This is a genomic window from Streptomyces sp., from assembly GCF_031181555.1.
GTDB classification, from domain to species: Bacteria; Actinomycetota; Actinomycetes; order Streptomycetales; family Streptomycetaceae; genus Streptomyces; species Streptomyces fimbriatus.
This window is the reverse complement of record NZ_JAPSKQ010000004.1, coordinates 1-25,268: the sequence shown is the minus strand read 5'-3', so window position 1 is coordinate 25,268 and position 25,268 is coordinate 1. Positions and strand designations below refer to the sequence as shown.

The window sequence follows — 25,268 nt, the reverse complement described above, 5'->3', positions numbered from 1 at the left end:
ACGAGAGTCCGCCATGTACGAGCTGTCCCGGGTCCGCCTCTACTCCATCGGGCCCGCCGGTGCGCGCTACGCCGACACCGTGCTTGACCTGCGCGGTGTGGGCGAGGCCGTGCCCGACCCCGCGCCGACGCAGGCGGAGTTCTTCGAGGAGGAGCCCGTCGGCCCGCCGCGCCGGCCCGCGCCCGCCGGCGTGCTCTTCCTGGAGAACGGCGGCGGCAAGTCCGTCCTGCTGAAGCTGATCTTCTCCGTGATGCTCCCGGGCCACCGCAACACCCTCGGCGGTGCCAGCTCCGGCGTCCTGCGCAAGTTCCTGCTCGCCGACGACTGCGGCCATGTGGCGCTGGAGTGGCAGCACGTACAGACCGGCGAGTGCGTCGTCGTCGGCAAGGTCAGCGAGTGGCGGGGCCGCCAGGTCTCCAACGACCCGCGGAAGTTCGCCGAGGCCTGGTACTCCTTCCGCCCCGGTCCCGGCCTCAGCCTCGACAACCTGCCCGTCGCCGAGTCCACGGCCGTACGGCCGCCCGTCGAGGGCCAGTCGGGCGCGCGGGGACGGCGCCGCACCATGAAGGGCTTCCGGGACGCCCTCACCGAGGCGGGCAGGACCTACCCGCACCTCGAGGTGCACTGGGAGGAGATCCACGAGCGCTGGACCGAACACCTCGGCGAGCTGGGACTCGACCCCGAACTCTTCCGCTACCAGCGGGAGATGAACGCCGACGAGGGCGAGGCCGCCGGTCTCTTCGCCGTCAAGAAGGACTCCGACTTCACCGACCTGCTGCTGCGCGCCGTCACCGACACCCGGGACACCGACGGGCTCGCCGACCTGGTCAGCGGTTTCGGCAACAAGCTGGGCCGACGCGCCGAGCTGATCGCCGAACGGGACTTCACCGCGGGATCCGTCGACCTCCTCGGCCGGATCGTCGAGGCCGCCGACGCCCGCACCCGCGCACGGGAGATCCACACCGCCGCCGAGCGCCGCACCCGCACCCTGGCCCGCCGGCTCTCCGCGCGCGGCGCCCAGGAACGCGTCCGCGCGGCCGACCTGGCGCAGCGGGTCACCGCCGCCGCGTACGCCGTCACCCATGCCGAGGCGGCCCGTGAGCGCAGCGCCCTGATCTCCGCGGAACTCGCCTACCGGCACGCCTCCCTGGCGCTCGCCGCCGCCGAGAAGTCCGCCGCCGCCCAGAAGCGCGAACTCGCCGACGCGCGCACGCTGTACGCGGCCTGGCAGGCCGCCGAGGCCGTGCTGCGCCACCGCGCCGCCGCCGACCGCGTCGCGCGCGTGTCCGCCGCGATCCAGGAGGCCGAGCGGGACGCGGCGCCCGCGCTGGCCGCGCGCGCCCAGGCCGCCGTCGACCTCGTCCGCGCCCTGCACGCCGCCGCGCAGAACGCAGAGAGCCTCGCCAACGAGGAGGAGGAGCGGTCCGCCGCCCTCCAGGAGGTCAGCGACGCCGCCTACCGCGACTCCACCGCCGCCGCCACCGAGGCGCAGCGGGCCCGCAGCGAGATCGGGCACCTGCGACAGCGCCTCACCGAGGTCGAGCAGGAGACCGCCGAGGCGGTCCGGGCCGGCTGGCTCGACGACAGTGCTCCCGACGCCGACCCCGCCCGGGCCGCCCTCGCGGCCAGCGACGCCGAGAAGACCGCGGTCGCGGCCTGGGACTTCGCCCGCGAGGCGTCCCACCGGGCCGGTGAGCACGCGCGCGAGGCGGCCGCCGCCGAGAGCCGCGCGGAGCTGACCGCGGCCCGCGCGGCGGACGCGGCCACGGCTGCCGAGCGCGCCCACGAGGGCGAGCGCCGCACCGCCGAGTCCCTCGCCGCCGAGGAGCGGCTGGCGGAGCTGCTGAGCCTGACCGGCACCGCTCCACGACCGTCGGTCCCGCGGCCCCGGCACGGCACGGACGACACGGACGCCGGACCGAGCGGCACCCCGGCCGACGGCGTCCTCACCGCCGAGGAACTCGACCGCTTCGCCGACGACCTGCGCGAACTGCTCGACGACGCGGTCTCCTCCGCCGAGCGGCAGCTGTTCGAGCTGCGCACCGCCGCCGCCGACGACGCCCGCATCCTCGGCGCCCTCGGTGACGGCGGGCTGCTGCCGCCCGGCCCGGACGTGCTGGCGACCGTCGAGTTCCTCGGCGAGCACGGCATCCCGGCCCTGCCCGGCTGGCGCTACCTCGCCCAGGCCGTCGACCCCGCCGACCACGCGCGTGTGCTGGCCGCCCGGCCCGAGCTCGTCGACGGCGTCATCATCACCGACCCGGACTCCCACGTCCGCGCCCGCGAGGCGCTGAGCGACGCCGCCCTGCTGCCCCGGTCCGCCGTCGCCGTCGGCACGGCCGCCGCCCTGCTCGCCCCGACCCCGGCGCCGGACGCGGACACCGGGGACGTCTTCCTCGTCCCGCCGAACCCGGCCATGCACGACGAGCACGCGGCCGACGAAGAACGGCAGGCGCTGCGCGCGCGGGCGACCGCGCGGGACGAGGAGATCCGGGCGCTCGCCGCCCGGCTCGGCAAGGACCGCGAACTCGCGGCGCGGCTCGCCTCCTGGCGCACCGGCTGCCCGGCCGGCCGGCTCACCGAGCTGGCGCGGGCGGCGCACGAGGCGCGGCTGTTCGCCGAGGAGGCGGAGGCCGAGCTGGCCGAGGCGCGCACCGTACGCGCGGAGGCCGAGGAGGCCGCCGCCGAGGCCGCCCGGGTCCGTGACGAGCGGCAGGAGGCCGCGCAGAAGGCCCGGCGCGCCGCCGACGCCCTCGCCGGACTCGCGTTCCGGCTGCGCGAACGGGCCGGCTGGCAGGTCAAACTGCGCGAACTGGCCGACGACGCGGCCGAGGCGGAGGCCCGTGCCCAGGCCTGCCTGGAACGCGCGCGTGCCGCGGACGAGGACCGGCGCGGTGCCCAGCGCGCCGCCGACGACGCCCGGCGCACCGCGCGTGCGCTGCGCGCCGAGCGCTCCGAGATCGCGGGTGCCCCCGACGACGTGCCCGAGGACGGCGCCGAGGCGCCGCAGGCGTCGCTGCCCGCCCTGCGCGAGGCGTACCGGGCCGCGTCCCAGGTGTACGAGAAGGTCGGTGTCGGCGCCGATCTGCGCGCCGAACAGGCCCGCGCGGAGAGCGACGAGAGCGCGGCCCGCGCCGAACTGGACCGGCTCAGCAACAAGGTCCGTACCCGCGCGGAGCAGTTGCTCCAGTCGCCCGACGGCTCCGACGGGCCCAGTCGCCAGGCCGCTGCCGCCCGCGCCGAGGAGCTGGTGCAGCTCCTGGAGACGCGCATGTCCAGCGCGAGCGAGCAGCTCGGACGGCTGCGCGGCGAGGCCGAGCGGCTCGCGCCCGAGAACGGCGAGGCGCACACCGAGCTGCCCGACGAGCTGGTGCCGCGCGACGCCGAGCACGCACAGGCCCTCCTGCGCACCGCCACGGCCGAACTCGCCTCCCGCAGCGAGGCGTTGAGCCAGGCCCGGGAGGCCCACGCCGAACTGCTCGAGGCGCACCGCGCCGCCGAGGACGCGGCCGGCGGCTTCGACGAGATCGCGGCCATGCTCCGTGACCTGCTGCGCGAGCACGCCCCCGAGGAGGAACGGGAGCAGCCCGAGACCTACCCGGGCAGCCTGGAGGAGGCCCGGCAGTCCGCCGCCGAGGCCCGCCGCTCGCTGCGCGGCTGCGCCGCGGACCTGTCCGCCGCCGAGTCCGCCGTGCGCGAGGCGAGCGACGTCCTCGTCCGGCACGCCAACTCCACGCGCTACGAGCAGGTCCGCACCCCCGCGCGGCAGCAGATCCGCGAGCTGCCCGCCTCCGCACTGCCCGAGCACGCCCAGAAGTGGGCGGACGCCTTCGCGCCCCGGCTGCGCGTCCTCACCGACGAGCTGGAGCAACTGGAACGGAACCGCGACTCCATCGTGGACCGGCTCAGAGGACTCGTGGAGTCGGCCCTCGCCACCCTGCGCTCCGCCCAGCGGCTCTCCCGGCTGCCCGAGGGGCTCGGCGAGTGGTCCGGGCAGGAGTTCCTGCGCATCCGTTTCGAGGAGCCCGACCAGGCCACGCTCACCGAGCGGCTCGGCGAGGTCATCGACGAGGCGACCAGGTCGGCCGTCAAGAAGAACTCCGACCTGCGGCGCGACGGCATGTCCCTGCTGCTGCGCGGCGTGGCCGCCGCCCTCCAGCCGAAGGGCGTCGCCGTGGAGATCCTCAAGCCCGATGCGGTGCTGCGCGCCGAGCGCGTCCCCGTGGGGCAGATGGGCGACGTGTTCTCCGGCGGTCAGCTGCTCACCGCGGCCATCGCCCTGTACTGCACGATGGCCGCCCTGCGGTCCAACGACCGGGGCCGGGACAAGCACCGGCACGCGGGCACCCTGTTCCTCGACAACCCCATCGGCCGCGCCAACGCCACCTATCTGCTGGAGCTCCAGCGGGCGGTCGCCGACGCGCTCGGTGTGCAACTGCTGTACACCACGGGCCTGTTCGACACGACGGCGCTCGCGGAGTTCCCCCTGGTCATCCGGCTGCGCAACGACGCCGATCTCCGGGCCGGCCTGAAGTACATCAGCGTGGAGGAACACCTCCGGCCCGGCCTGCCCCAGCAGGACCCGGCGGTGGAGGCGCACAGCGAGATCACGGCGACACGCATGTTCAAGCGGCCCGCGCCGGCGAGCGGGTGACCACGCGTCCCCCTTCCTGGCACGGCTCGGACACGTGGTTCAGAAGCCGTAGCCCATGCGCCGGGACAGCTCGGCCGCCGCTGCCGCCGTCCGCCTGCCCAGCTCGGGCAGGCGGTCCGGGGTCAGCCGGTACACCGGTCCGGAGACACTGATCGCCCCGATCACCTCGCCGTCGTGCGAGCGGACCGGTGCGGCGACGGCCGCGAGTCCCAGCTCCAGCTCCTCGAGCGTGGCGGCGTACCCCTGGGGGATCACCGTCTCCAGCTCGCCGCGCAGAACGGATGCCCCGGTGATCGTGCGCTCCGTGAACCGGTGCAGCGGGCCGCCGAGAACGGCTTCGCGCGAGGAGGGCGGCATGTGCGCCAGGAACACCTTGCCGCTGGAGGTGGCATGCAGCGGGGTGCGCCTGCCGAGCCAGTTCTGTGCCGTGACGGATGCCGTGCCGCGGGCCTGCATGATGTTGACGGCGGCGTCGTCGTCCAGGACCGCGATGTTCACCGTCTCGCCCAGTTCGTCGGCCAGTTTCCGGCAGACCGGGACGCCTTCCTGCGAGATGTCCAGCCGCACGGCCGCCGCCCCGGCGAGACGCAGTACGCCGGCCCCGAGGTAGTACTTGCCGCGGTCCTTGGCCTGGGCCACCAGACCGCGGTTCTCCAGGACGCCGAGCAGCCGGAAAGCCGTGGACTTGTGCACCTCCAGCGCGTCCGCGATCTCGGTGACGCCCGCCTCACCGTTCCGGGCGAGTATCTCCAGCACGCTCACGGCACGGTCCACCGACTGGACGGCGCTCGCCGCGCTCCTCCCGCTCCGCCTCGCCGGGTCCGCCGCGTGCTCCTCACGGCGTCCGGACTGCTTGCGCGCGCCGGTCATGGCTCGGCCCTCACCACCTGTCGCCCCGGTGCGGACCGCATCCGGAGGTCCCCTGATGCAGCGGTCGCCCGCCCGGATCCTGTTGCACGGGACGCTCGCTCGTGCGCCCTGTGGAACATCATGCCACCGGGTGGCCGGAGCCCCGGGGGGCGGTGCCGTACGCCCGCACTCCCCGGTACCGGAGGGCGGAACGTGTGCGGGTGCCGGTGTCAGGAGTGCGACAGCTGCCCGGCTCCGCCCCGTCGGCGTATTCGCGACTGCGCCCGCTCTGCGGACCGCTCCTGACGCCGGGCGCGGCGCCGCTCACGCCGCAGGGCCCGCGCGGTGCTGCTGGGGACGGACACCACGCCGTGGCGCTGGTTCCAGACCTGGCGGGTCACCCACACGTCCAGGACCGCCCACGTGGCCAGGATCGTGCTGACGACGCTGCTGATGACCATGGGGAAGGCCAGCCACGACCCGGCCAGTGTGCACAGGAAGGCCACCATGGCCTGAATCAGTGTCACGGCGATGACGAGCACCGCCCGTACGGCCGCCGTCCGCACCGGGTCCGGCAGCCGGCGCCGCCGCGCCGGCTCCTCGACCCACAGGGGCCGGTGGTACGCCTGCCCGGGGACGCCGGACGTGCCGCGTTCCGGTGCCTCGGCATCCGACCGAATCGTCACCTGCGCCGCCGCGCCGTCCTCGGGCGCCTCGCGCCGCTCCGCCGTGCCCATCAACGTGTCACTCCCCACCGCCAGCAGACCGCTCGCTCGTGTCCGAAGACCCGGTTTCCCAGTGGCTGCCCGGCTTGCGCTGTTTTACGCCGCCCGGGTGCGGGACACGGCTCCTGTGGCCGATTCCGCCCCCATATCCCACAGAGAAGGACGAACGGAACGTCACGAAGATTCCCGGGCAAGGAAAGAATTCGGCCAACCGTCTTCCAGGGCCCGGGGTGCCGGCCTGCGGAACACCCCTGATCGCGGGCGGCAATCTCCCGCAATGGCCGGACAACTCCCCATGTCTCGCCGCCGGTGCGGAACTTCAACCTCCGGACAGTTCTTCGAGTTGTCCGTGGCTCGGTAGTAGGCTCGCGCCGTTTGTTGACGCACATGTGTGCCCCCGACCGGTCGGGGGGCGAGCTGGGGGAGGCCATGCGCTTTCGCGGGAAGTCCATCCGCCGGAAGATCGTGGCGCTGCTTCTCGTACCGTTGGTGTCCCTGACGGCGATCTGGGCCTTCGCCACGGTCCTCACCGGTCGCGAAGCGAGCCACCTGTTCGATGTGTCGTCGGTGATGGAGGAGGTCGGCTACCCCGTCGAGGACACCGTCCGCGTCCTCCAGCAGGAGCGTCGGCAGACCCTCGTTCACCTCGCGGACCCCCGTGCCTCCGACGGACTCGCCGCCCTCCGGCGCAGCCGCGCCGCCACCGACAAGGCCGTCGACCGTGTCCGCGAGAGCGCGGCGGACCCCGATGTGCGCGAGGCCATGCACGGGGGCTCCGGCGAACTGAGCGCGGTGCTGGACTCCTTCGACGGCATCGAGTCCCTGCGCCGCAGCGTCGAGGACGGCACCGTCAACCGCTCCCAGGCACTCGACCTCTACAACCGGCTGGTCGACCCGTGTTACGCCCTGCTGGCCAATCTGCACGTGGTCGAGGACGTCGAACTGGACAAGCAGTACCGGGCCCTCGTCAACCTGGCCCGCGCCCGTGAACTGCTCGCCCGGGAGGACGCCCTGCTCGGCTCCGCCCTGATCGTCGGTGAACTGTCCCGCGCCGAAGTGCGGGACATCTCCGATCTCGTGGCCCAGCGCACGCTGATGTACGACGCCGGCCTGCCGCTGCTGCCCGCGTCCGAGCGCGATCGCTACGAGTCCTTCTGGAAGAACGCCGCGTCCGCTCCGCTGCGCGTGGGTGAGGAGGCGGCCGTCTCCTCCGGCGCCGGGCCGCCCCGCGGGATCACCGCGAAGAGCTGGGACACCGCCGCCGGCCATGTGCTCGCCGAGCTCGGCACTCTCAACGACCAGGCCACCGACCGCTACCAGGACCGTGTCCGTCCCGTTGCCATGGGCGTCATCGCCCGGGCCGTCATCGCCAGCACCCTCGGACTGGTCGCCCTCCTGCTCTCCCTCTTCCTCTCCGTACGCATCGGCCGCGGCCTCATCCGGGACCTGCGGCAGCTGCGTCTCGAGGCGCACGAGGCGTCCGGCGTCCGGCTGCCCAGTGTGATGCGCCGTCTGTCGGCCGGCGAACAGGTCGACGTCGAGACCGAAGTCCCGCGGCTGGAGTACGACAAGAACGAGATGGGCGAGGTCGGCCAGGCCCTCAACACCCTCCAGCGCGCCGCCGTGGAGGCCGCCGTCAAGCAGGCCGAACTGCGCGCCGGCGTCTCCGAGGTGTTCGTCAACCTCGCCCGCCGCAGCCAGGTCCTGCTCCACAAGCAGCTCACCCTGCTGGACACCATGGAGCGCAGGACCGAGGACACCGAGGAACTCGCCGACCTGTTCCGCCTCGACCACCTGACCACCCGCATGCGCCGGCACGCCGAGGGCCTCGTCATCCTCTCCGGCGCCGCGCCCTCCCGGCAGTGGCGCAAGCCCGTGCAGCTCATGGACGTCGTCCGCGCCGCCGTCGCCGAGGTCGAGGACTACGAACGCATCGAGGTCCGCCGCCTGCCGAGGATCGCCGTCACCGGACCGGCCGTCGCCGACCTCACCCACCTCGTGGCCGAACTCCTGGAGAACGCCACGGTGTTCTCGCCGCCGCACACCGCCGTCCAGGTCCTGGGCGAGCGCGTGGCCAACGGTTTCACCCTGGAGATCCACGACCGCGGGCTCGGCATGACGGCCGACGCGCTCCTGGACGCCAACCTCCGGCTCGCCGAGACACCCGAGTTCGAGCTCACCGACACCGACCGGCTCGGGCTCTTCGTGGTCAGCCGCCTCGCCCAGCGTCAGAACATCCGGGTCTCCCTCCAGCCCTCCCCGTACGGCGGTACCACGGCAGTCGTCCTCATCCCCGACGCGCTGCTGACGGACGACGTGCCGGACACCAACGGCGTCGGCTTCCGCCTCGACCGGCCCCAGCGCGCCAAGGACAGGGAAGCGGAGGGAAGCCGCCACGCCGCGCTCTCCCAGACGCCCGTGCAGTTGCCCGAGCTGCCCGCCTCGCTGCTGGACGGACCGGTGGAACTGGAAGCCCCGGTCGATCTGGACACCCTCGCCGACTTCCCCGGCGCGCTGGGCGACGAGGACAGCGAGCGCGGCGGTCTCTTCCGCTCCCGTCGCTCCCTCACCCGCACCGAGGACGAGTGGCCCGGTCGGCGCCGCGAGCAGCATCAGCAGGCCCCCGGTGCCCGTGAGGGGCGAGAGCGGGACGCGGACGACCGGACGGGCGCCCCGGTCCCGCTGCCCCGCCGGGGGGCACCCAAGCTGGTCAGCTCCCACGGACGCCCGGTCGGAGACCGGCGCCCCCGCCGGGAACGGACGGGCGGGGACACGACCACCTCGTCGGACCGCCCGGGAACGGAGGCACCGCCGCTTCCGACCCGCAGCCGCGGTGAGGGCCCGGCGGGACGCCGGGGCACCGGCCGTACGGGCCCGGAGCCCGCCTCCCCGCTCCCCGCCCGCCGGGCCGAACGGCTCTCCGCGGACCGTGAGCAGGGACAACCGGACACGGAGACGCTGCCGGCCCTCCCCACCCGCAGACGGGGCGCGGACCCTGCCCGCCCCGGGGCCGGTGGTCGCGCCGGAGAACCGAGCGAGACCCCGGCGCCCTCCGGCCGAGAGCACGACGCTCCGCCGGAGCCCCCTGCGCTCCTTCCCGGGCGTACGCGCCGCCCCGCGATCGCCTCCAGCGGCCCGGACGGCTCCACACCGGCCGCGGGCGCGACAGCGGAGGCCGGATCCGGCGGCACGGCACAGGACACCGGCGCCGCGCGGCCCGACGCCGGATCGCTGCCCCGGCGCAAACGGCAGGCCAGCCTCGCCCCGCAGCTGAAGCGCGGCGCCGAACGGCGGAACGAGGAAAGGTCCCAGCCCGTCGAACGGGACGCGGAAGAGGTACGCAGCCGCATGGCTTCGCTCCAGCGGGGCTGGCAACGCGGCCGTGAGGAGAACGCCGCGGGCGACGACGCCGGCAGCGGCACAGCACCACGACGAACGACTAAGGGGGACGGTCGATGACCGCACCGAAGGCCACCGGCCACACCGCGACCGACAAGGGGGAGCTGAACTGGCTCCTCGACGACCTGGTGGACCGTGTCGCGAGCATCCGCAAGGCCGTCGTGCTCTCCGGCGACGGCCTGCCCACGGGGGCCTCGAGGGACCTGACCCGCGAGGACAGCGAACACCTGGCCGCTGTCGCCTCCGGGTTCCACAGCCTCGCCAAGGGCGTGGGCCGCCATTTCGAGGCGGGCGACGTCCGACAGACCGTCGTCGAACTCGACGAGGCGTTCCTGTTCGTCACGGCCGCCGGTGACGGCAGCTGCCTCGCCGTCCTCACGGACGCCGACTCGGACGTCGGACAGGTCGCCTACGAGATGACGCTTCTCGTGAAGCGGGTCGGTGCGCATCTGGGCGCCGCCCCGCGCACCGACCTGCCCTCGGGCGGGTAGTGGGATGACATGAGCGCTGACGGTCAGGAGAGAAGCCACTGGTTCGACGACGAGGCCGGTCCGGTCGTCCGTCCGTACGCCATGACGCGGGGCCGCACCACCAGTGCGGCCCAGCACCGCCTCGATCTGATCGCGGTCGTCGTCACGGAGCCCCACGCCGACGATCCGGAGACGGACCCGACGCTCTCCCCGGAGCACGTGGACATCGTCGAACTGTGCCGTGACACTCCGCAGACGGTCGTCGAACTCGCCGCCGAACTCGACCTGCCGGTCGGAGTGGTCCGGGTCCTGGTCGGAGACCTCGTCGACACCGAATTCGTCCATGTGAACCGGCCCGTACCCCCGGCCGAACTGCCGGACGAGAGTATTCTGCGCGACGTGATCAACGGCCTCCGGGCGCTGTGACCGGCGCGGAAGCGGGGTACTGACGTGACAGGCTGGCAGTTCTGGATCGACCGAGGCGGCACCTTCACCGACATCGTCGCGCGACGCCCGGACGGCCGGCTGCTCACGCACAAACTGCTCTCGGACACCCCGGCCCTCCGACCCGGCCCGGACGCGGGGACGTCCGTCGCCGACGCGGCCGTCGCGGGCGTCCGCGCGCTGCTGGCCGGATCCGACGATCCCGTCGATGTCGTACGCATGGGCACCACGGTCGCGACCAACGCCCTCCTCGAACGCAAGGGCGAGCGCACCCTGCTGCTCATCACCCGCGGCTTCCGCGACGCCCTGCGCATCGCCTACCAGAACCGCCCCCACATCTTCGCCCGCCGCATCGAACTGCCCGACCTGCTGTACGAACGGGTCGTCGAGGTGGACGAGCGCGTCGCCGCCGACGGCACCGTCCTGCGCCCCCCGGACCTCGATGCCCTCACCGAGCCGCTGCGGCAGGCGTACGACGCCGGAATCCGGGCCGTCGCCGTGGTCTGCGTGCACAGCCACCTCCACCCCGCCCACGAACAGGCGATCGGGGGACTCGCCGCCCGCATCGGATTCCCGCAGATCTCGCTGTCCAGCGAGGTCAGCCCGCTGATGAAGCTCGTCCCGCGCGGCGACACCGCCGTCGCCGACGCCTACCTCTCGCCCGTGCTGCGCCGCTACGTACGGCATGTCGCCGACGAACTCGAAGGCGTACGGCTGATGTTCATGCAGTCCAACGGCGGACTCGCCGAGGCCGGGCAGTTCCGCGGCAAGGACGCCGTCCTGTCCGGGCCGGCCGGCGGCATCGTCGGCATGGCGCGCATGTCGCAGCTCGCCGGCTTCGACCGCGTCATCGGCTTCGACATGGGCGGCACCTCCACCGACGTCTCGCACTTCGCGGGCGAGTACGAACGCGTCTTCACCACACAGATCGCCGGCGTCCGGCTGCGCGCGCCCATGCTGGACATCCACACCGTGGCCGCCGGCGGCGGCTCGGTCCTCCACTTCGACGGCTCCCGCTACCGGGTGGGGCCGGACTCGGCGGGCGCGGACCCGGGTCCCGCCTGCTACCGGCGCGGCGGCCCGCTCACCGTCACCGATGCCAACGTCATGCTCGGCCGTATCCAACCCGCCCACTTCCCCGCGGTGTTCGGCCCGGACGGCGACCAGTCGCTCGACGCCGCGCTCGTCCGTGACCGCTTCACCGCCCTCGCCCGGGACATCCGCGAGCGGACGGGCGACGACCGCACCCCGGAACAGGTCGCCGAGGGCTACCTGCAGATCGCCGTCGCCAACATCGCGGGCGCCGTGAAGCGGATCTCCGTGCAAAAGGGCCACGACATCACCCGCTACGCCCTCACCACCTTCGGTGGCGCGGGTGGACAGCACGCGTGCATGGTCGCCGACTCCCTGGGCATCCGCACCGTCCTCGTCCCGCCCATGGCGGGCGTCCTGTCCGCACTCGGCATCGGCCTCGCCGACACCACGGCCATGCGCGAGCGCTCCGTCGAGGCACCTCTGCGGCCCGCCGCGATGCTTGGTGTCCACAAGACCGCCGACGACCTGGAGGCGGCGGCCCGCGCCGAACTCCTCGCCGAGGACGTCCCCGAGGAGCGGATCGAGGTCACCCGCCGCGCCCAGCTCCGCTACGACGGAACCGACACCACCCTCACCGTCGAGCTGACCGAGCCCGACACGATGCGCCACGCCTTCGAAGAACGTCATCGCGCCACGTACTCCTTCACGCTCGACCGGCCGATCGTCGTCGAAGCCCTCTCCGTCGAGGCCACCGGCATCACCGACCCCCCCGATCTCTCCGCCCTCGCTCCCCGCGAGCACCCCTCTGAAGGCAGCACCGCCGTCCCGCGGACCGTCCGTCTCCACACCGGCGGTGCCTGGCGTGACGTACCCCTCCACCGCCGCGAGGACCTTCCCCCCGGCGAAACCGTCACCGGCCCGGCGATCATCGCCGAGGCCGGCGCGACGACGGTCGTCGACGACGGCTGGCGAGCCGCGACGACCCGCGACGGGCATCTGGTCATGGAACGCGTCGCGGTTACGCAGAGTTCCGATCTCGGCACAAAGGTCGACCCCGTCCTGCTCGAGGTCTTCAACAACCTCTTCATGTCCATCGCCGAACAGATGGGCGCCCGCCTCGAGTCCACCGCCCAGTCCGTCAACATCAAGGAACGCCTGGACTTCTCCTGCGCCCTCTTCGACCCGGACGGAAACCTGGTGGCCAACGCCCCGCACATCCCCGTCCACCTGGGATCGATGGGCACCAGCGTCAAAGAGGTCATCCGGCGGCGCGGCCCGGCCATGCGCCCCGGCGACACCTACGCCGTCAACGACCCGTACCACGGCGGCACCCATCTGCCCGACGTCACCGTGATCACCCCGGTCTTCGACAGCGAGCCGACCGGCGGCACGGACCGTGACCGCAAGGTCCTCTTCCACGTCGCCTCCCGCGGCCACCACGCCGAGATCGGCGGCATCGCCCCGGGCTCCATGCCGGCCGGGAGCCGCACCATCGAGGAGGAGGGCGTCCTCTTCGACAACTGGCTGCTCACCGAGAACGGCCGCTTCCGCGAGGAGGAGACCCTCCGGCTCCTGACCGGGGCGCCTCATCCGTCCCGGAACCCGAGGACCAACCTCGCCGACCTGCGGGCCCAGATCGCCGCGAACCGCAAGGGCGTCGACGAGGTCGGCCGCATGATCGAGGACTTCGGCCTCGACGTCGTCCAGGCGTACATGAAGCACGTCCAGGACAACGCCGAGGAGGCGGTGCGCCGCGTCATCGACGCCCTCGACGACGGCGAGTACGCCTACGAGACCGACTCGGGCGCCGTCATCCGCGTACGGGTGCGCGTGGACCGCGCGAGCCGCTCCGCGACCATCGACTTCACCGGCACGTCCGTCCAGCTGCCCACCAACTTCAACGCCCCCTTCTCGGTCGTCAACGCGGCCGTCATGTACGTCTTCCGCACGCTGGTCGCCGACGACATCCCGCTCAACGACGGCTGTCTGCGCCCGCTGAGGATCATCGTGCCGCCCGGCTCCATGCTGGCGCCCGAGCCGCCGGCCGCCGTCGTCGCCGGCAACGTGGAAACCTCCCAGGCCATCACCGGCGCCCTGTACGCGGCGCTCGGCGTCCAGGCCGAGGGGTCCGGCACGATGAACAACGTCACCTTCGGCAACGCACGCCACCAGTACTACGAGACCGTCGCCTCCGGCTCGGGCGCGGGAGACGGCTTCCCGGGTGCGTCCGTGGTGCAGACGCACATGACCAACTCACGGCTCACCGACCCCGAGGTCCTGGAGTGGCGGCTGCCCGTCCGCCTCGAGGAGTTCGCGGTGCGCCACGGCAGCGGCGGTGCCGGCCGGTGGCGCGGCGGGGACGGAGCCGTGCGCCGCATCCGCTTCCTGGAGCCCATGACCGTCTCCACCCTCTCCCAGCACCGCAGGGTCCCCCCGTACGGCATGGCCGGCGGCGAACCCGGCGCACCGGGCGCCAACCGGGTCGAACGGGCGGACGGCACGGTCACCCGACTCGCCGGGAGCGACTCGGCGGACGTCGGCCCCGGCGACGTACTCGTCATCGAAACCCCCGGCGGCGGAGGATACGGCCCGCCGCCCGACCCCCATCGAGCAGGAGAAGAGATCGATGATCCTCGGGCGCTCTGAGCGCGGCAAGCCCCCGGTCGAGCCCGTCACGCTCAAGATCCTGGTGGCCGGCGGCTTCGGCGTGGGCAAGACCACGCTCGTCGGCGCGGTCAGTGAGATCAGGCCGCTGCGCACCGAGGAACTGCTCACCGAGGCGGGGCGCCCGGTCGACGACACCAGCGGCGTGGAGGCCAAGAACACCACCACCGTGGCCATGGACTTCGGCCGTATCACGCTGCGCGAGGACCTGGTGCTGTACCTCTTCGGCACGCCCGGTCAGGAACGGTTCTGGTTCATGTGGGACGAGCTCTCCGAGGGCGCGCTCGGCGCGGTCGTCCTCGTCGACACCCGGCGCCTGGAGGACTGCTTCGCGGCCATCGACTACTTCGAGCGGCGCTCCATACCGTTCCTCGTCGGCGTCAACTGCTTCGAGGGCGCCGCGCGGTATCCGGTCGACGACATCCGCCAGGCGCTGGATCTCGACGACCACGTACCCCTGCTGATGTGCGACGCCCGGGACCGCGAGTCGGTCAAGGAGGTCCTCGTCGGTGTCGTCCAGCACGCCATGGCACAGGCCGCGCAGCACCGTCAGACGGTCACCACCTGAGGCCACGGGCACGGCCCGGACCCCGCCGCTTCGGGCGCGGCCCGTACTCCCGCCGACCGGAGTACGGGCCGCGGTCCGGGGAGCGGCCGCGGTCCGGGGAGCGGCGCTCCGCGCGCGTGGTCAGCCGTCACCGTCCGCCACCCAGCCGAAGCTCTTCTCCACCGCCTTCCGCCAGTTGCGGTACTCGCGGTCGCGCACGGACGCCTCCATGCCCGGCGTCCACTCGGCGTCCTTCCGCCAGTGGGACTCGAGCTCGTCGAGGTCGTTCCACACGCCCGTGGCGAGACCGGCCGCGTAGGCGGCGCCCAGGCAGGTCGGCCCAGGACCGTCCGCCCCGGACCTCACGTGCAGGGTGCGTTTCCCACAGCGACTTCAGCCGAAGGCAGGGAGATCCCGCACCCCGCCCGGCATCCGTGACGAGCGTGCCGTCGCAGCCGAACCGCCTGCGGGGGAGTGGGCCGTGTCGCAGGAGGACCCCAGCGGCGGCGTTCCGGAATGCACCGAGATGTACGACGATGTCGGCTGACACCGGAAGTGTTCACCGGCACTCGAGGGGCGTCAAGGTCGTCGACCGGAACGGCTGTCGGCCCCGCGGCCGGAAGAACGTCCTCCGCGGCGCAGGCGTGCGCGCACCTGTCACGGCCCCTCCCGGCACGAGAAGTGACGGAGAGGCAGGAGTGTGCCGTGGGGGGCCCGAGAAGGGCGGGGCGCTTCCCCAGCGGAGCGACTCCTGGTAGATGCATGGGACATGACACGACTCTCCATCGCGGTACGCGGCCTGGTCACCGCGGTCGCCGCCCTGCTGACCACGACCGCCGCCTCCGCCCCCGCCCAGGCGAAGACAGAACCCAAGGCGCCGAACGACTTCGTGGCGCTGAGCAGCGTGGACCCGACGATCCTTCAGGAGATGCGTTACTTCACCCCGCACAACTTCGTGGGCGAGCCCATCGACGGCTACCGGCAGCCCCTGTGCATCCTCACCCGTCCCGCCGCACAGGCCCTGCACGCGGCTCAGCGGAAGCTGCTGCGCCAGGGTTACTCCCTCAAGGTGTACGACTGCTACCGGCCACAACGGGCCGTGGACCACTTCGTGCGCTGGGCCAAGGACCTCGACGACCAGGCGATGAAGGCCGAGTTCTATCCGAACGTCGACAAGAGCCGGTTGTTCGCCGACGGTTACATCGCGGAGAAGTCCGGACACAGCCGCGGCTCGACGGTGGACCTCACCCTCGTGAAGCTCCCCGCGCGGCCGACCCGGCCGTACCACCCCGGACAGCCCCTGACCCCCTGCTTCGCCCCCGAGGACGAGCGATTCCCCGACAACTCCGTCGACATGGGCACCGGCTACGACTGCTTCGACACCCTCAGCCACACCCTCGACCCCCGTGTCCAGGGCGAACAGCGCGCCAACCGGCTGCTGCTCAAGGGCACCCTGGAAGACCTCGGATTCGTGAACCTCGCCGAGGAGTGGTGGCACTACACCTTCAAGCCCGAACCCCACCCGGACACCTACTTCGACTTCCCGGTGTCCCGCAGGTCGCTCACCGGCCACCACTGAGCGACCTCCCCGAGACGCCCTTTCCGCGATCGGATACAGTCCGCGCGTGTCCGACACCCAGACCTCCGTCCCCGACTCCACGCCGGGCTCGCACTGTTCGAGCTGCGGCGCGCCCTTCGGAGAGGGCGTCTCCGGCTGGCCCCGCACCTGTCCGGCCTGCGGCACCGTGGCCTACCGCAATCCGCTGCCGGTCGCGGTGGCCCTCCAGCCCGTGTACGACACGGACGGCACCGCCCTGGTCGTCATCACCCGGACCGTCGCCCCCGCGCGCGGGGGCACGGCTCTGCCCGGCGGCTACATCGACGACCGTGAGGACTGGCGCCGGGCAGTCGTCCGCGAGCTCAGGGAGGAGACCGGCATCGACGCGGCGAGCCACGACGTGCGGCTCGCCGACGCCATGAGCTCGCCCGACGGACACCTGTTGCTGTTCGGGCTCCTCCCGGAACGCCCCGCCGAGGGCCTGCCGCCCTTCACCGCCACCGACGAGACGGAGGGCCGGCACCTCCTGCGCCGCCCGGCGGAACTCGCCTTTCCGCTGCACACCCTGGCCGTGCGGGCCTGGTTCGAGGGCCGCTACAGCTGACCTCGCTCCGGCCCGAGCCCGCGGACGCGCACCGGCCAGGCCGGCTCACCGACGCCGTCCTCGCTCTCCCGCTCGACGACGAGCCGCGGACCCGCCCAGCGGGCGGTGTAACGCTCGATCTCCGGCTCCTCCCACCCGTCACCGGCGTCCGGCACGGCCAACCCGCCCCCGGTCCGCCCCCGCGCGGGCGCCCACACCTCCAGCTCCGGCCCGCCGTCCTCCCCCCGCACGGGAAGAACCGCACCCGCGCGCGCGAACACCGGAATCCGCTCCAAGGGCGCTTCGACCAGCACCTGGGCCGGTCCCTCGTACGCCCGTTCCGTCACCGTGTCGTACCAGCGCCCCCTGGGCAGACGGACGGCCCGCCGGTCCGCACCCGGATCGAGTACCGGCGCCACCAGCAGACAGTCGCCCAGCAGGAAGGCGTCCTCGCAGTCGCGCAGAACGCGATCCTCGGGAGCCGACCACCACAGCGGCCGCACATAGGGCGCTCCGGTACGCCGGGCCAGATGCGCCAGCGTCATGAAGTACGGCAGCAGCCGCCGGCGTTCGACGAGCGCCGCGCGCGCGTGCTCCAGGACCTCGGTGCCGAACTCCCACGGCTCCCCGCGTCCCGCACGCGCACCGGTATGCGTGCGGAACAGCGGCAAGTAGGCGCCCAGTTGGAGTCGGCGCAGATACAGCTCGGGCGAGGCTTCCCCGCCGGAGCCGCCGACGTCCGGCCCCGAGCAGGGAACACCACACAGTCCCAGCCCCAGGACCAGCGCCAGCCACGCACGCAACCCGGGCCACCCCGCCGACACGTCACCCGACCACGTCCCGCCGTAACGCTGCATACCGGCCCACCCGGAGCGCGAGAACACGAACGGCCGCTCATGGGGTGCCGGATTCCGCACTCCCTCGAACGCCGCTCGGGCCATGCACAGCGCGTACACGTTGTGCGCCTCGCGATGGTCACCGGCCCGTCCGTCCAGAGCGTGGCGGGCCGAGCGCGGGAGCGTCGACTCCCCGAAGGCCGTGAACGACGTCGGCTCGTTCATGTCGTGCCAGAAACCGGCGAACCCCTGCGCCAGGCCCTCCGCGTACAGCCCGCCCCACCACTCACGCACGCGCGCGTGCGTGAAGTCGGGGAAGACCGCGTCGCCGGGCCACGCGACTCCCCGCACGACCTCCCCGGAGGAGTCCCGCACGAACGCGTCCCGCGCCATCCCCTCGTCGTACACGGTGTCGCCGGGCACGGCCCCGACCGCCGGGCCGACGACCGACACCAGCCGGATCCCGTCGCGCCGCAGCTCGTCGGCGAGGACCGGCAGCTTGGGGAACCGCTCCTGGTCGACGGTGAACACCTGATGGGCGTCGAAGTGGCCGGTGCCGAGGTGCACGGCGTCGACCGGCAGCCCGTGCTCCTGGTAGTCCGTGACGATCCTCCGCACCTCCTCCTCGCCGCCGAAGCGCTCTCCCGCGAGGTGGTGGCCGAGCGCCCACGCGGGCGGAAGCGCGGGCGCACCGGTGAGCGACGCCCAGGCGAGCAGCACACGCGCGGGAGTACCCGCCATCACCCAGCAGCGCAGAGGGCCACCGTCCATCCGCAGCTCACTCGTCCCGGCCCGGTCGTGCCCGGAACCGGCGCCCTCCTCCCCCTCCCGCAGCGTCACGGTGCCGTCCCACGAGTTGTCGTGGAACACCAGGTGCGTGCCCGCGTCGGCCACCACCAGCTGTACCGGCATCGTGATGCTCAGCGGACCGTCGCCGGGCCCGAAGGCCCGACCGGGGGCGGTGTTCCACAACCGGTACGTGCCGTCCCGCAGCCGGGGACCCGCCGCGCGCCCCCCGAGCCCGAAGAAGCGGGCGTCCGCCGGCACCTCCGACCGCTGCATCCAGCGCGCCGCGCCACCGCCCACCGGCTCCCACCACCGCGGCGGCAGATCACGCCGCAGTGTCACACCCCCCGGGGTGAGCACCTCCACCGCGCCGTGCCGTGAGACGACGACCGTCACCCGCTCGGCCACCACCCGCCAGCCGCCGTCCTTGTCCGGCTCCAGCGCCACCCGCGGATCCGGATCGGGGCAGCGGTCGGCCAGCGCGTAGGACGGTGCGGGAGCCGCTCCGTCCCAGCCCCAGAAGACGGCCCCGTTCCCCGCGACGAAGATCCGCAGTTCCGAGCGGCCGAACCGGACGATGCCGCCCCCGGGCCCCGGCTCCACCTCCCGCACGGTCCCGGGCACCCGTGCCCGCTCCGGCCCCCGCGGCGGCAGCCCGGTGGCGTCGGCCCGTCTCCTGCGCCACGCTGCCCGTACGGTACGCAACCCCTGAACCGCCCCCACCGAACCGACCGACTTCACCGAACGCACCAGGTCACGACCGTCCATGTCGCTCACCCTGCCATTGACCGCACCCCGCACGCGTGTCGTTCAACTGCCGTTCACCCGTGATCGGGCCACATCTCTACGACAGGGACTATGTGGGGGGCACCCTGGTGTGGGAGTCGATCACGTGGCATCGTCCCTGTCAGCCGCGTCACGCGCACAACCCAGCTCGTGCGCGGAGACGCACACGACGCGCACAGTCCGGGAGCAGCCCCATGTCGACCGTGAACCCCCAGCCGCTCTGGCAACCGGATCCGGAACGTATCGCCCAGGCACGGATCACCCAGTTCCAGGCATGGGCCGCCGAGCACCACGACGCCCCCGCCGACGGCGGTTACGCGGCGCTGCACCGCTGGTCCGTGGACGAGCTGGACACCTTCTGGAAAGCGGTCACGGAGTGGTTCGACGTCCGCTTCTCGACCCCCTGCGCACGCGTGCTGGGCGACCGCTCGATGCCGGGCGCCCAGTGGTTCCCCGGAGCGACCCTGAACTACGCCGAGCACGCACTGCGCGCGGCCGCGTACCGCGCGGACGAGGCAGCCCTCCTGTACGTCGACGAGACCCATGACCCGCGCTCCGTCACCTGGACCGAGCTGCGCCGCCAGGTCGGCTCCCTCGCGGCCGAGCTGCGCTCCCTCGGGGTGCGTCCCGGAGACCGTGTCAGCGGCTACCTCCCGAACATCCCGCAGGCCGTCGTCGCCCTTCTCGCCACCGCGGCCGTGGGCGGCGTGTGGACCTCCTGCGCGCCCGATTTCGGCGCCCGCAGCGTCCTCGACCGCTTCCAGCAGGTCGAACCGGTCGTCCTGTTCACCGTCGACGGCTACCGCTACGGCGGCAAGGAGCACGACCGCCGCGACGTCGTCGCCGAACTGCGCCGTGAACTGCCCACCCTGCGCGCCGTCGTGCACATCCCCCTGCTCGGTACCGAAGCCCCCCGAGGCGCCCTGGACTGGTCGGCCCTCACCTCCGCGGACACGGAACCGGTCTTCGAGCAGGTGCCCTTCGACCACCCGCTGTGGGTGCTCTACTCCTCCGGCACCACCGGACTGCCCAAGGCGATCGTCCAGTCCCAGGGCGGCATCCTCGTCGAACACCTCAAGCAGCTCGGCCTGCACTGCGACCTGGGCCCGGAGGACCGCTTCTTCTGGTACACCTCGACCGGCTGGATGATGTGGAACTTCCTCGTCTCCGGCCTGCTGACCGGAACGACGATCGTCCTGTACGACGGCAGCCCCGGCCACCCGGACACGGGCGCCCAGTGGCGGATCGCCGAACGCACCGGCGCCACCCTCTACGGCACCTCCGCCGCCTACGTCATGGCCTGCCGCAAGGCCGGCGTGCACCCCTCGCGCGACTTCGACCTCTCGGCGGTGAAGTGCGTCGCCACCACCGGCTCACCGCTGCCCCCCGACGGCTTCCGCTGGCTGCACGACGAGGTCCGCGACGACCTGTGGATCGCCTCCGTCAGCGGCGGCACGGACGTGTGCTCCTGCTTCGCCGGAGCCGTGCCGACCCTCCCCGTCCACGTGGGCGAGCTCCAGGCGCCCTGTCTGGGCACCGACCTGCAGTCCTGGGACCCGAGCGGAAAGCCCCTGATCGACGAGGTCGGCGAACTCGTCGTCACCAACCCCATGCCGTCCATGCCGGTCCACTTCTGGAACGACCCCGACGGCAGCCGCTACCACGACAGCTACTTCGACACCTATCCCGGTGTGTGGCGGCACGGCGACTGGATCACCGTGACCTCCCGCGGCTCCGTCGTCATCCACGGCCGCTCCGACTCCACGCTCAACCGCCAGGGCGTCCGCATGGGATCGGCCGACATCTACGAGGTCGTCGAACGCCTCCCGGAGATCAGGGAGTCCCTCGTCCTCGGCATCGAGCAGCCCGACGGCGGCTACTGGATGCCCCTGTTCGTGCACCTGGCACCGGGAGCCGTCCTCGACGAGGGCCTGCTGAACCGCATCAAGCGGACCATCCGCGAGCAGCTGTCCCCCCGCCACGTCCCCGACGAGATCATCGAGGTGCCCGGAGTCCCCCACACCCTCACCGGCAAGCGCATCGAGGTACCGGTCAAGCGGCTCCTCCAAGGCACCCCCCTGCAGAAGGCGGTCAACCCGGGATCCATCGACAACCTCGACCTGCTCGCCTTCTACGAGGACCTGGCCCGCAAGCGCGCCTGACCGCCCGCCGCAGGCGAACAGGCCCGTGGACGACCTCGGACACCCGATCCGGCGGGTCCGAGGTCCCGGTCGACCACCGCCCTTCCCCACCGCCGTTGTCAGTGCCGCCGGTTACTGTGAGTGAGCATTGATCGACTGTGCGGAGGGGGAGACATGGGGTACACCGACCACCGAACCTTGCGACGCGTTCTGCACCACGAAATCGCAGGCACCATCGGCCTGCTGACCGACGAGCACGACTTCCGAGCCATGCGGCACTACCGGAGCTTCGCCTTCGACGACCACGCCACCTACCTCAAACACGTGGAGGCCGTCCTCAGGACACGCGCACGGCAGGGAAGCCACACCACATTGGCCCTCTTCGACCCCGAGGAGTACTCCGAGTTCTGCAGGAAAGCGGGCCTCGACCCCGACAGCCGGACCAGCCGCACACGGTTCACGGCCGAGATCGCGGCCACCGGCCCCACGGTCCCCTACGAGGGCCAGCCCCTGGCCGATCTGCTGCCCGACCTCGTCGACGAGGCCGTTCGCCAGGCGACCTGGGAGTACGCGACCACGTTCCTCGTCGGCCTCGGCCCCTGTGCCTCGTGCGGCGAGGACCTGGGAGGTGCCGCCTTCACCCGCGCGTCCCAGCTCCTCGCCCGCATCCTCGACACGGCCCCACCCGGAGACCGGCACCTCGTGTGCAGCGTCTCCGGATCACCCGAGACCCTCATCGCCGTCCTGCACGCCGACGACGTCGCCGGCCGCACGCGACCGGACGAGACCGAAGCCCTCGAGTTCACCACTGTCCTGGCCGTCGGTCTCGCCACCGGGAGTCCCGGCGGACTGGTCATGCGGACCAGCGCACCCGGCACCCACGACCGCATCTACGGCTGGCGCCTGCGCGCCCACGGTCTCGAACCCCTCACCGCCGGAGAGGTCTTCGACGCCTACTGCACCGACGCCGCATCCGGAGACCTCATCCCGCCGGAGTCCGGCGTCGACTACCGCGAGCCGCCCGATCTCGGGGAAGAGGGGCCGAGCCCGGCTCACCGTCACTGAACCGCGGAACCGAAGAGGGGCGTCCCACCGCGGGTGGGACGCCCCTCCGGAAACCCGACTGCCTACCGGGCCCGTGCGACTACTCGCCCGAAAGCACCGCCTGCGCGGCGGTACGGGCCTCCTCGGCACTGTCCGCCGCCCGGGCCGCCGCCGCGGCCCGCTCGCACTGCGCCAGCGTGAACTTCGACAGCGCCGCCCGGACGTACGGAATGGACGCCGCACCCATGGAGAGAGAAGTGACTCCCAGGCCGGTCAGCACACAGGCGAGCAGCGGGTCCGACGCGGCCTCGCCGCAGACACCACAGCTCTTGCCCTCGGCCTTCGCCGCTTCCGCGGACAGCGCCACCAGGTCGAGCAGAGCGGGCTGCCACGGGTCCTGCAGCCGGGAGACGGCCCCCACCTGACGGTCGGCGGCGAATGTGTACTGCGCGAGGTCGTTGGTCCCCAGCGACAGGAACTCCACCTCCTGCAGGATCGAGCGCGCCCGCAGCGCGGCCGAGGGAATCTCGACCATCGCACCGAACTTCGCCCGCAGCCCCGCCGCACGACACGCGTCCGCGAACGCCCTGGCATCGGCCCGGTCCGCGACCATCGGGGCCATGACCTCGAGGTAGACGGGCAGTCCCTCCGAGGCCTTCGCCAACGCCGTCAGCTGGGTGCGCAGCACCTCGGGGTGGTCGAGCAGCGTTCGCAGACCCCGCACGCCCAGCGCCGGGTTCGGCTCATCGGCCGGAGTGAGGAAGTCCAGCGGCTTGTCCGCACCCGCGTCCAGCACACGCACCACCACACGGCCCTCGGGGAAGGCCTCGAGCACCTGCCGATACGCCGTGACCTGCTTCTCCTCGGAAGGAGCGTTCTTGTCGTCGTCCAGGAAGAGGAACTCCGTACGGAAGAGACCCACGCCCTCCGCACCCGCCTCGACAGCGGCCGCCACGTCCGCCGGACCACCTATGTTGGCCAACAGCGGCACCTTGTGGCCGTCGGCGGTCGCGCCAGGCCCGGTCGACGCCGCCAGCGCCGCCCTGCGCTCGGCCGCCGCCGCTTCGAGCTGCGACTTCTTCTCCTCGCTCGGGTTCACGAAGATCTCGCCGGTGCTGCCGTCGACCGCTATCACGGTGCCCTCGGCGAGTTCGCCGGCACCCGGCAGGGCGACCACGGCGGGAACACCGAGCGCACGTGCCAGGATCGCGCTGTGACTGGTGGGCCCCCCTTCCTCGGTCACGAAACCGAGCACCAGAGTCGGGTCCAGCAGTGCCGTGTCGGCGGGAGCGAGGTCCCGGGCCACGAGAACGTACGGCTCGTCGCTGTCCGGCACACCGGGCATCGGCACCCCGAGCAGCCGCGCGACGATACGGTTCCGCACGTCGTCGAGGTCGGCCACACGGCCCGCCAGATATTCACCGGCACTCGCCAGCAGCTCGCGGTACGCGGCGAACGCGTCGTACACGGCACGCTCAGCGGTGCTGCCGACGGCGATACGCCGCTCCACGTCCGTCATCAGCTCGGGATCCTGGGCCATCATGGCCTGGGCCTCGAGCACCGCCTGGGCCTCGCCCCCCGCCAGATTGCCGCGTGCCATCAAATCGGCGGCCACAGCCTCCACGGCCTTGCGGGCGCGCCCCTGTTCACGCTCCGCCTCCTCCGCCGGAATCTGCTTGGCCGGCGGTTCGAGCACCGCCGTCCCCATGTGCCGAACCTCGCCGATCGCCACACCGTGGCTCACACCGACGCCTCGCAGCGTTGTCTCCATCTCACCCGTCTCCGAATAGTGCGGCGGCTCCCGCCGCCGCGTTGGTCGTCCTGTTCGCCGTCCGGGACGGCACCGGTGTCACTTCCAGAGGAAGAGACTGTCGCCGACCTTCACATCACCGTCGTCACGAAGCTCGGAGAGGGCGTCCGCCGTGGCTTCGAGGGCCACGACCGGGCACACCGGGGACTTTCCGGCAGCCTCGACGGCAGCAGGGTTCCAGCGCACGATGCTCTGGCCGCGCGTGACGGTGTCGCCCTTGTTGACGAGCAGCTCGAAGCCCTCGCCGTTCAGCTGCACGGTGTCGATACCGAGGTGGGTGAGCACACCGTGCCCGCTCTCGTCGACGACGACGAACGCGTGCGGATGCAGAGAGACGATGACGCCGTCCACAGGGGAGACGGCCTCGGAGGGCTCCCGTACAGGATCGATCGCTGTACCCGGGCCGACCATGGCCCCGGAGAAGACCGGATCGGGCACGGACGCCAGTCCGATGGCCCGTCCTGCAAGCGGGGACGTCACGGTGGTCATGGGAAGCCTCCCAGGGTGGAGATCTATAGGGGCACCGTCACTGTTCCGTCCCGGACGGCGCGCTGTTCAGCAGCGTATGTCATATGACGTACCGGTTCGGGCGACAGGTCCAGTTCAGAGGTCTAGACCACCCAGCCTAATGGATTTGCATGCGGTCCGCGACCCCGTGTAGGGTTGTACCCCTGCTTGAGGCTGAGTGACGCATTGAGCGCCCTCGCCCGGCAGTAACCCAACTCGTTCAGATCCTAACTCTGAGTCGCCTCCTGCATGCCTGCGGGACGGTGGTCGGAGGGCCGGGAAAACACTGGTAGAGTTGGAGACACCGAAGGGAAGCGCCCGGAGGAAAGCCCGAGAGGGTGAGTACGAAGGAAGCGTCCGTTCCTTGAGAACTCAACAGCGTGCCAAAAGTCAACGCCAGATATGTTGATACCCCGTCTCCAGCACTTGC

15 protein-coding genes and 1 pseudogene are annotated in these 25,268 nt (G+C 72.4%); 10 read left to right on the top strand and 6 right to left on the bottom strand.

Annotated elements, in window-relative coordinates; all coding sequences use genetic code 11:
- Positions 1-13: 13 nt before the first annotated feature.
- The gene (locus tag RIM90_RS01740) at positions 14-4,654 is read left to right on the top strand and encodes a hypothetical protein (RefSeq protein ID WP_309058695.1); all 4,641 of its coding nucleotides are present in this window, start codon (positions 14-16) and stop codon (positions 4,652-4,654) included.
- Between the two features lie 39 nt (positions 4,655-4,693).
- Here the strand turns inward: RIM90_RS01740 and RIM90_RS01735 are convergent, their stop codons facing one another.
- The gene (locus RIM90_RS01735; RefSeq protein WP_309058694.1) at positions 4,694-5,524 is read right to left on the bottom strand and encodes an IclR family transcriptional regulator; all 831 of its coding nucleotides are present in this window, start codon (positions 5,522-5,524) and stop codon (positions 4,694-4,696) included.
- A 209-nt stretch (positions 5,525-5,733) separates the two neighbouring features.
- Positions 5,734-6,240, bottom strand: coding sequence for a hypothetical protein (locus RIM90_RS01730; protein ID WP_309058693.1), 507 nt, complete (start codon positions 6,238-6,240; stop codon positions 5,734-5,736).
- A gap of 417 nt (positions 6,241-6,657) precedes the next feature.
- Between RIM90_RS01730 and RIM90_RS01725 the strand changes: the two genes are divergently transcribed.
- Genes RIM90_RS01725 through RIM90_RS01705 form a run of 5 tightly spaced genes read left to right on the top strand, consistent with a single transcriptional unit; the run spans position 6,658 to position 14,808 of the window.
- Positions 6,658-9,687, top strand: a complete 3,030-nt coding sequence (locus RIM90_RS01725) for a nitrate- and nitrite sensing domain-containing protein (protein WP_309058692.1) — start codon at positions 6,658-6,660, stop codon at positions 9,685-9,687.
- Entirely contained in the window at positions 9,684-10,118 is a 435-nt protein-coding gene (locus RIM90_RS01720) for a roadblock/LC7 domain-containing protein (protein ID WP_309058691.1), read from the top strand. Before RIM90_RS01725 ends, RIM90_RS01720 begins: the two co-directional genes overlap by 4 nt.
- 9 nt (positions 10,119-10,127) lie before the next feature.
- The gene (locus RIM90_RS01715; RefSeq protein ID WP_309058690.1) at positions 10,128-10,523 is read left to right on the top strand and encodes a DUF742 domain-containing protein; all 396 of its coding nucleotides are present in this window, start codon (positions 10,128-10,130) and stop codon (positions 10,521-10,523) included.
- 24 nt (positions 10,524-10,547) lie between these two features.
- Positions 10,548-14,222, top strand: a complete 3,675-nt coding sequence (locus tag RIM90_RS01710) for a hydantoinase B/oxoprolinase family protein (protein WP_309058689.1) — start codon at positions 10,548-10,550, stop codon at positions 14,220-14,222.
- The gene (locus RIM90_RS01705) at positions 14,203-14,808 is read left to right on the top strand and encodes an ATP/GTP-binding protein (RefSeq protein WP_309058688.1); all 606 of its coding nucleotides are present in this window, start codon (positions 14,203-14,205) and stop codon (positions 14,806-14,808) included. The genes RIM90_RS01710 and RIM90_RS01705 overlap by 20 nt, the downstream gene beginning before the upstream one ends.
- Before the next feature lie 120 nt (positions 14,809-14,928).
- Here RIM90_RS01705 and RIM90_RS01700 read toward each other — a convergent pair.
- Positions 14,929-15,123, bottom strand: a pseudogene (locus tag RIM90_RS01700) (glycerol kinase); the annotation flags it as partial.
- A 433-nt stretch (positions 15,124-15,556) separates the two neighbouring features.
- Between RIM90_RS01700 and RIM90_RS01695 the strand changes: the two are divergent.
- On the top strand, positions 15,557-16,366 hold the full coding sequence (locus tag RIM90_RS01695; RefSeq protein ID WP_309058687.1) for a M15 family metallopeptidase: 810 nt from the start codon (positions 15,557-15,559) through the stop codon (positions 16,364-16,366).
- A 46-nt stretch (positions 16,367-16,412) separates the two neighbouring features.
- Complete coding sequence (locus RIM90_RS01690) at positions 16,413-16,949, top strand: NUDIX domain-containing protein (protein WP_309058686.1); 537 nt, start codon at positions 16,413-16,415, stop codon at positions 16,947-16,949.
- Here the strand turns inward: RIM90_RS01690 and RIM90_RS01685 are convergent.
- A complete protein-coding gene (locus tag RIM90_RS01685; protein WP_309058685.1) occupies positions 16,940-19,318 on the bottom strand; it encodes a glycoside hydrolase family 31 protein in 2,379 nt (792 codons plus the stop codon). The genes RIM90_RS01690 and RIM90_RS01685 overlap by 10 nt on opposite strands.
- Positions 19,319-19,530: 212 nt before the next feature.
- On the opposite strand from RIM90_RS01685, the gene RIM90_RS01680 reads away from it, so the two are divergent.
- A complete protein-coding gene (locus RIM90_RS01680) occupies positions 19,531-21,498 on the top strand; it encodes an acetoacetate--CoA ligase (protein ID WP_309058684.1) in 1,968 nt (655 codons plus the stop codon).
- Between the two features lie 153 nt (positions 21,499-21,651).
- Positions 21,652-22,542, top strand: coding sequence for a hypothetical protein (locus RIM90_RS01675; RefSeq protein WP_309058683.1), 891 nt, complete (start codon positions 21,652-21,654; stop codon positions 22,540-22,542).
- Positions 22,543-22,621: 79 nt separating this feature from the next.
- Here the strand turns inward: RIM90_RS01675 and ptsP are convergent, their stop codons facing one another.
- Both ptsP and RIM90_RS01665 read right to left on the bottom strand, forming a co-directional pair.
- Positions 22,622-24,292: a phosphoenolpyruvate--protein phosphotransferase gene (gene ptsP, locus RIM90_RS01670; RefSeq protein ID WP_309058682.1), complete on the bottom strand. Its 1,671-nt coding sequence runs from the start codon at positions 24,290-24,292 to the stop codon at positions 22,622-22,624.
- Between the two features lie 78 nt (positions 24,293-24,370).
- Complete coding sequence (locus RIM90_RS01665) at positions 24,371-24,820, bottom strand: PTS glucose transporter subunit IIA (RefSeq protein WP_309058681.1); 450 nt, start codon at positions 24,818-24,820, stop codon at positions 24,371-24,373.
- Between the last annotated feature and the right edge of the window lie 448 nt (positions 24,821-25,268).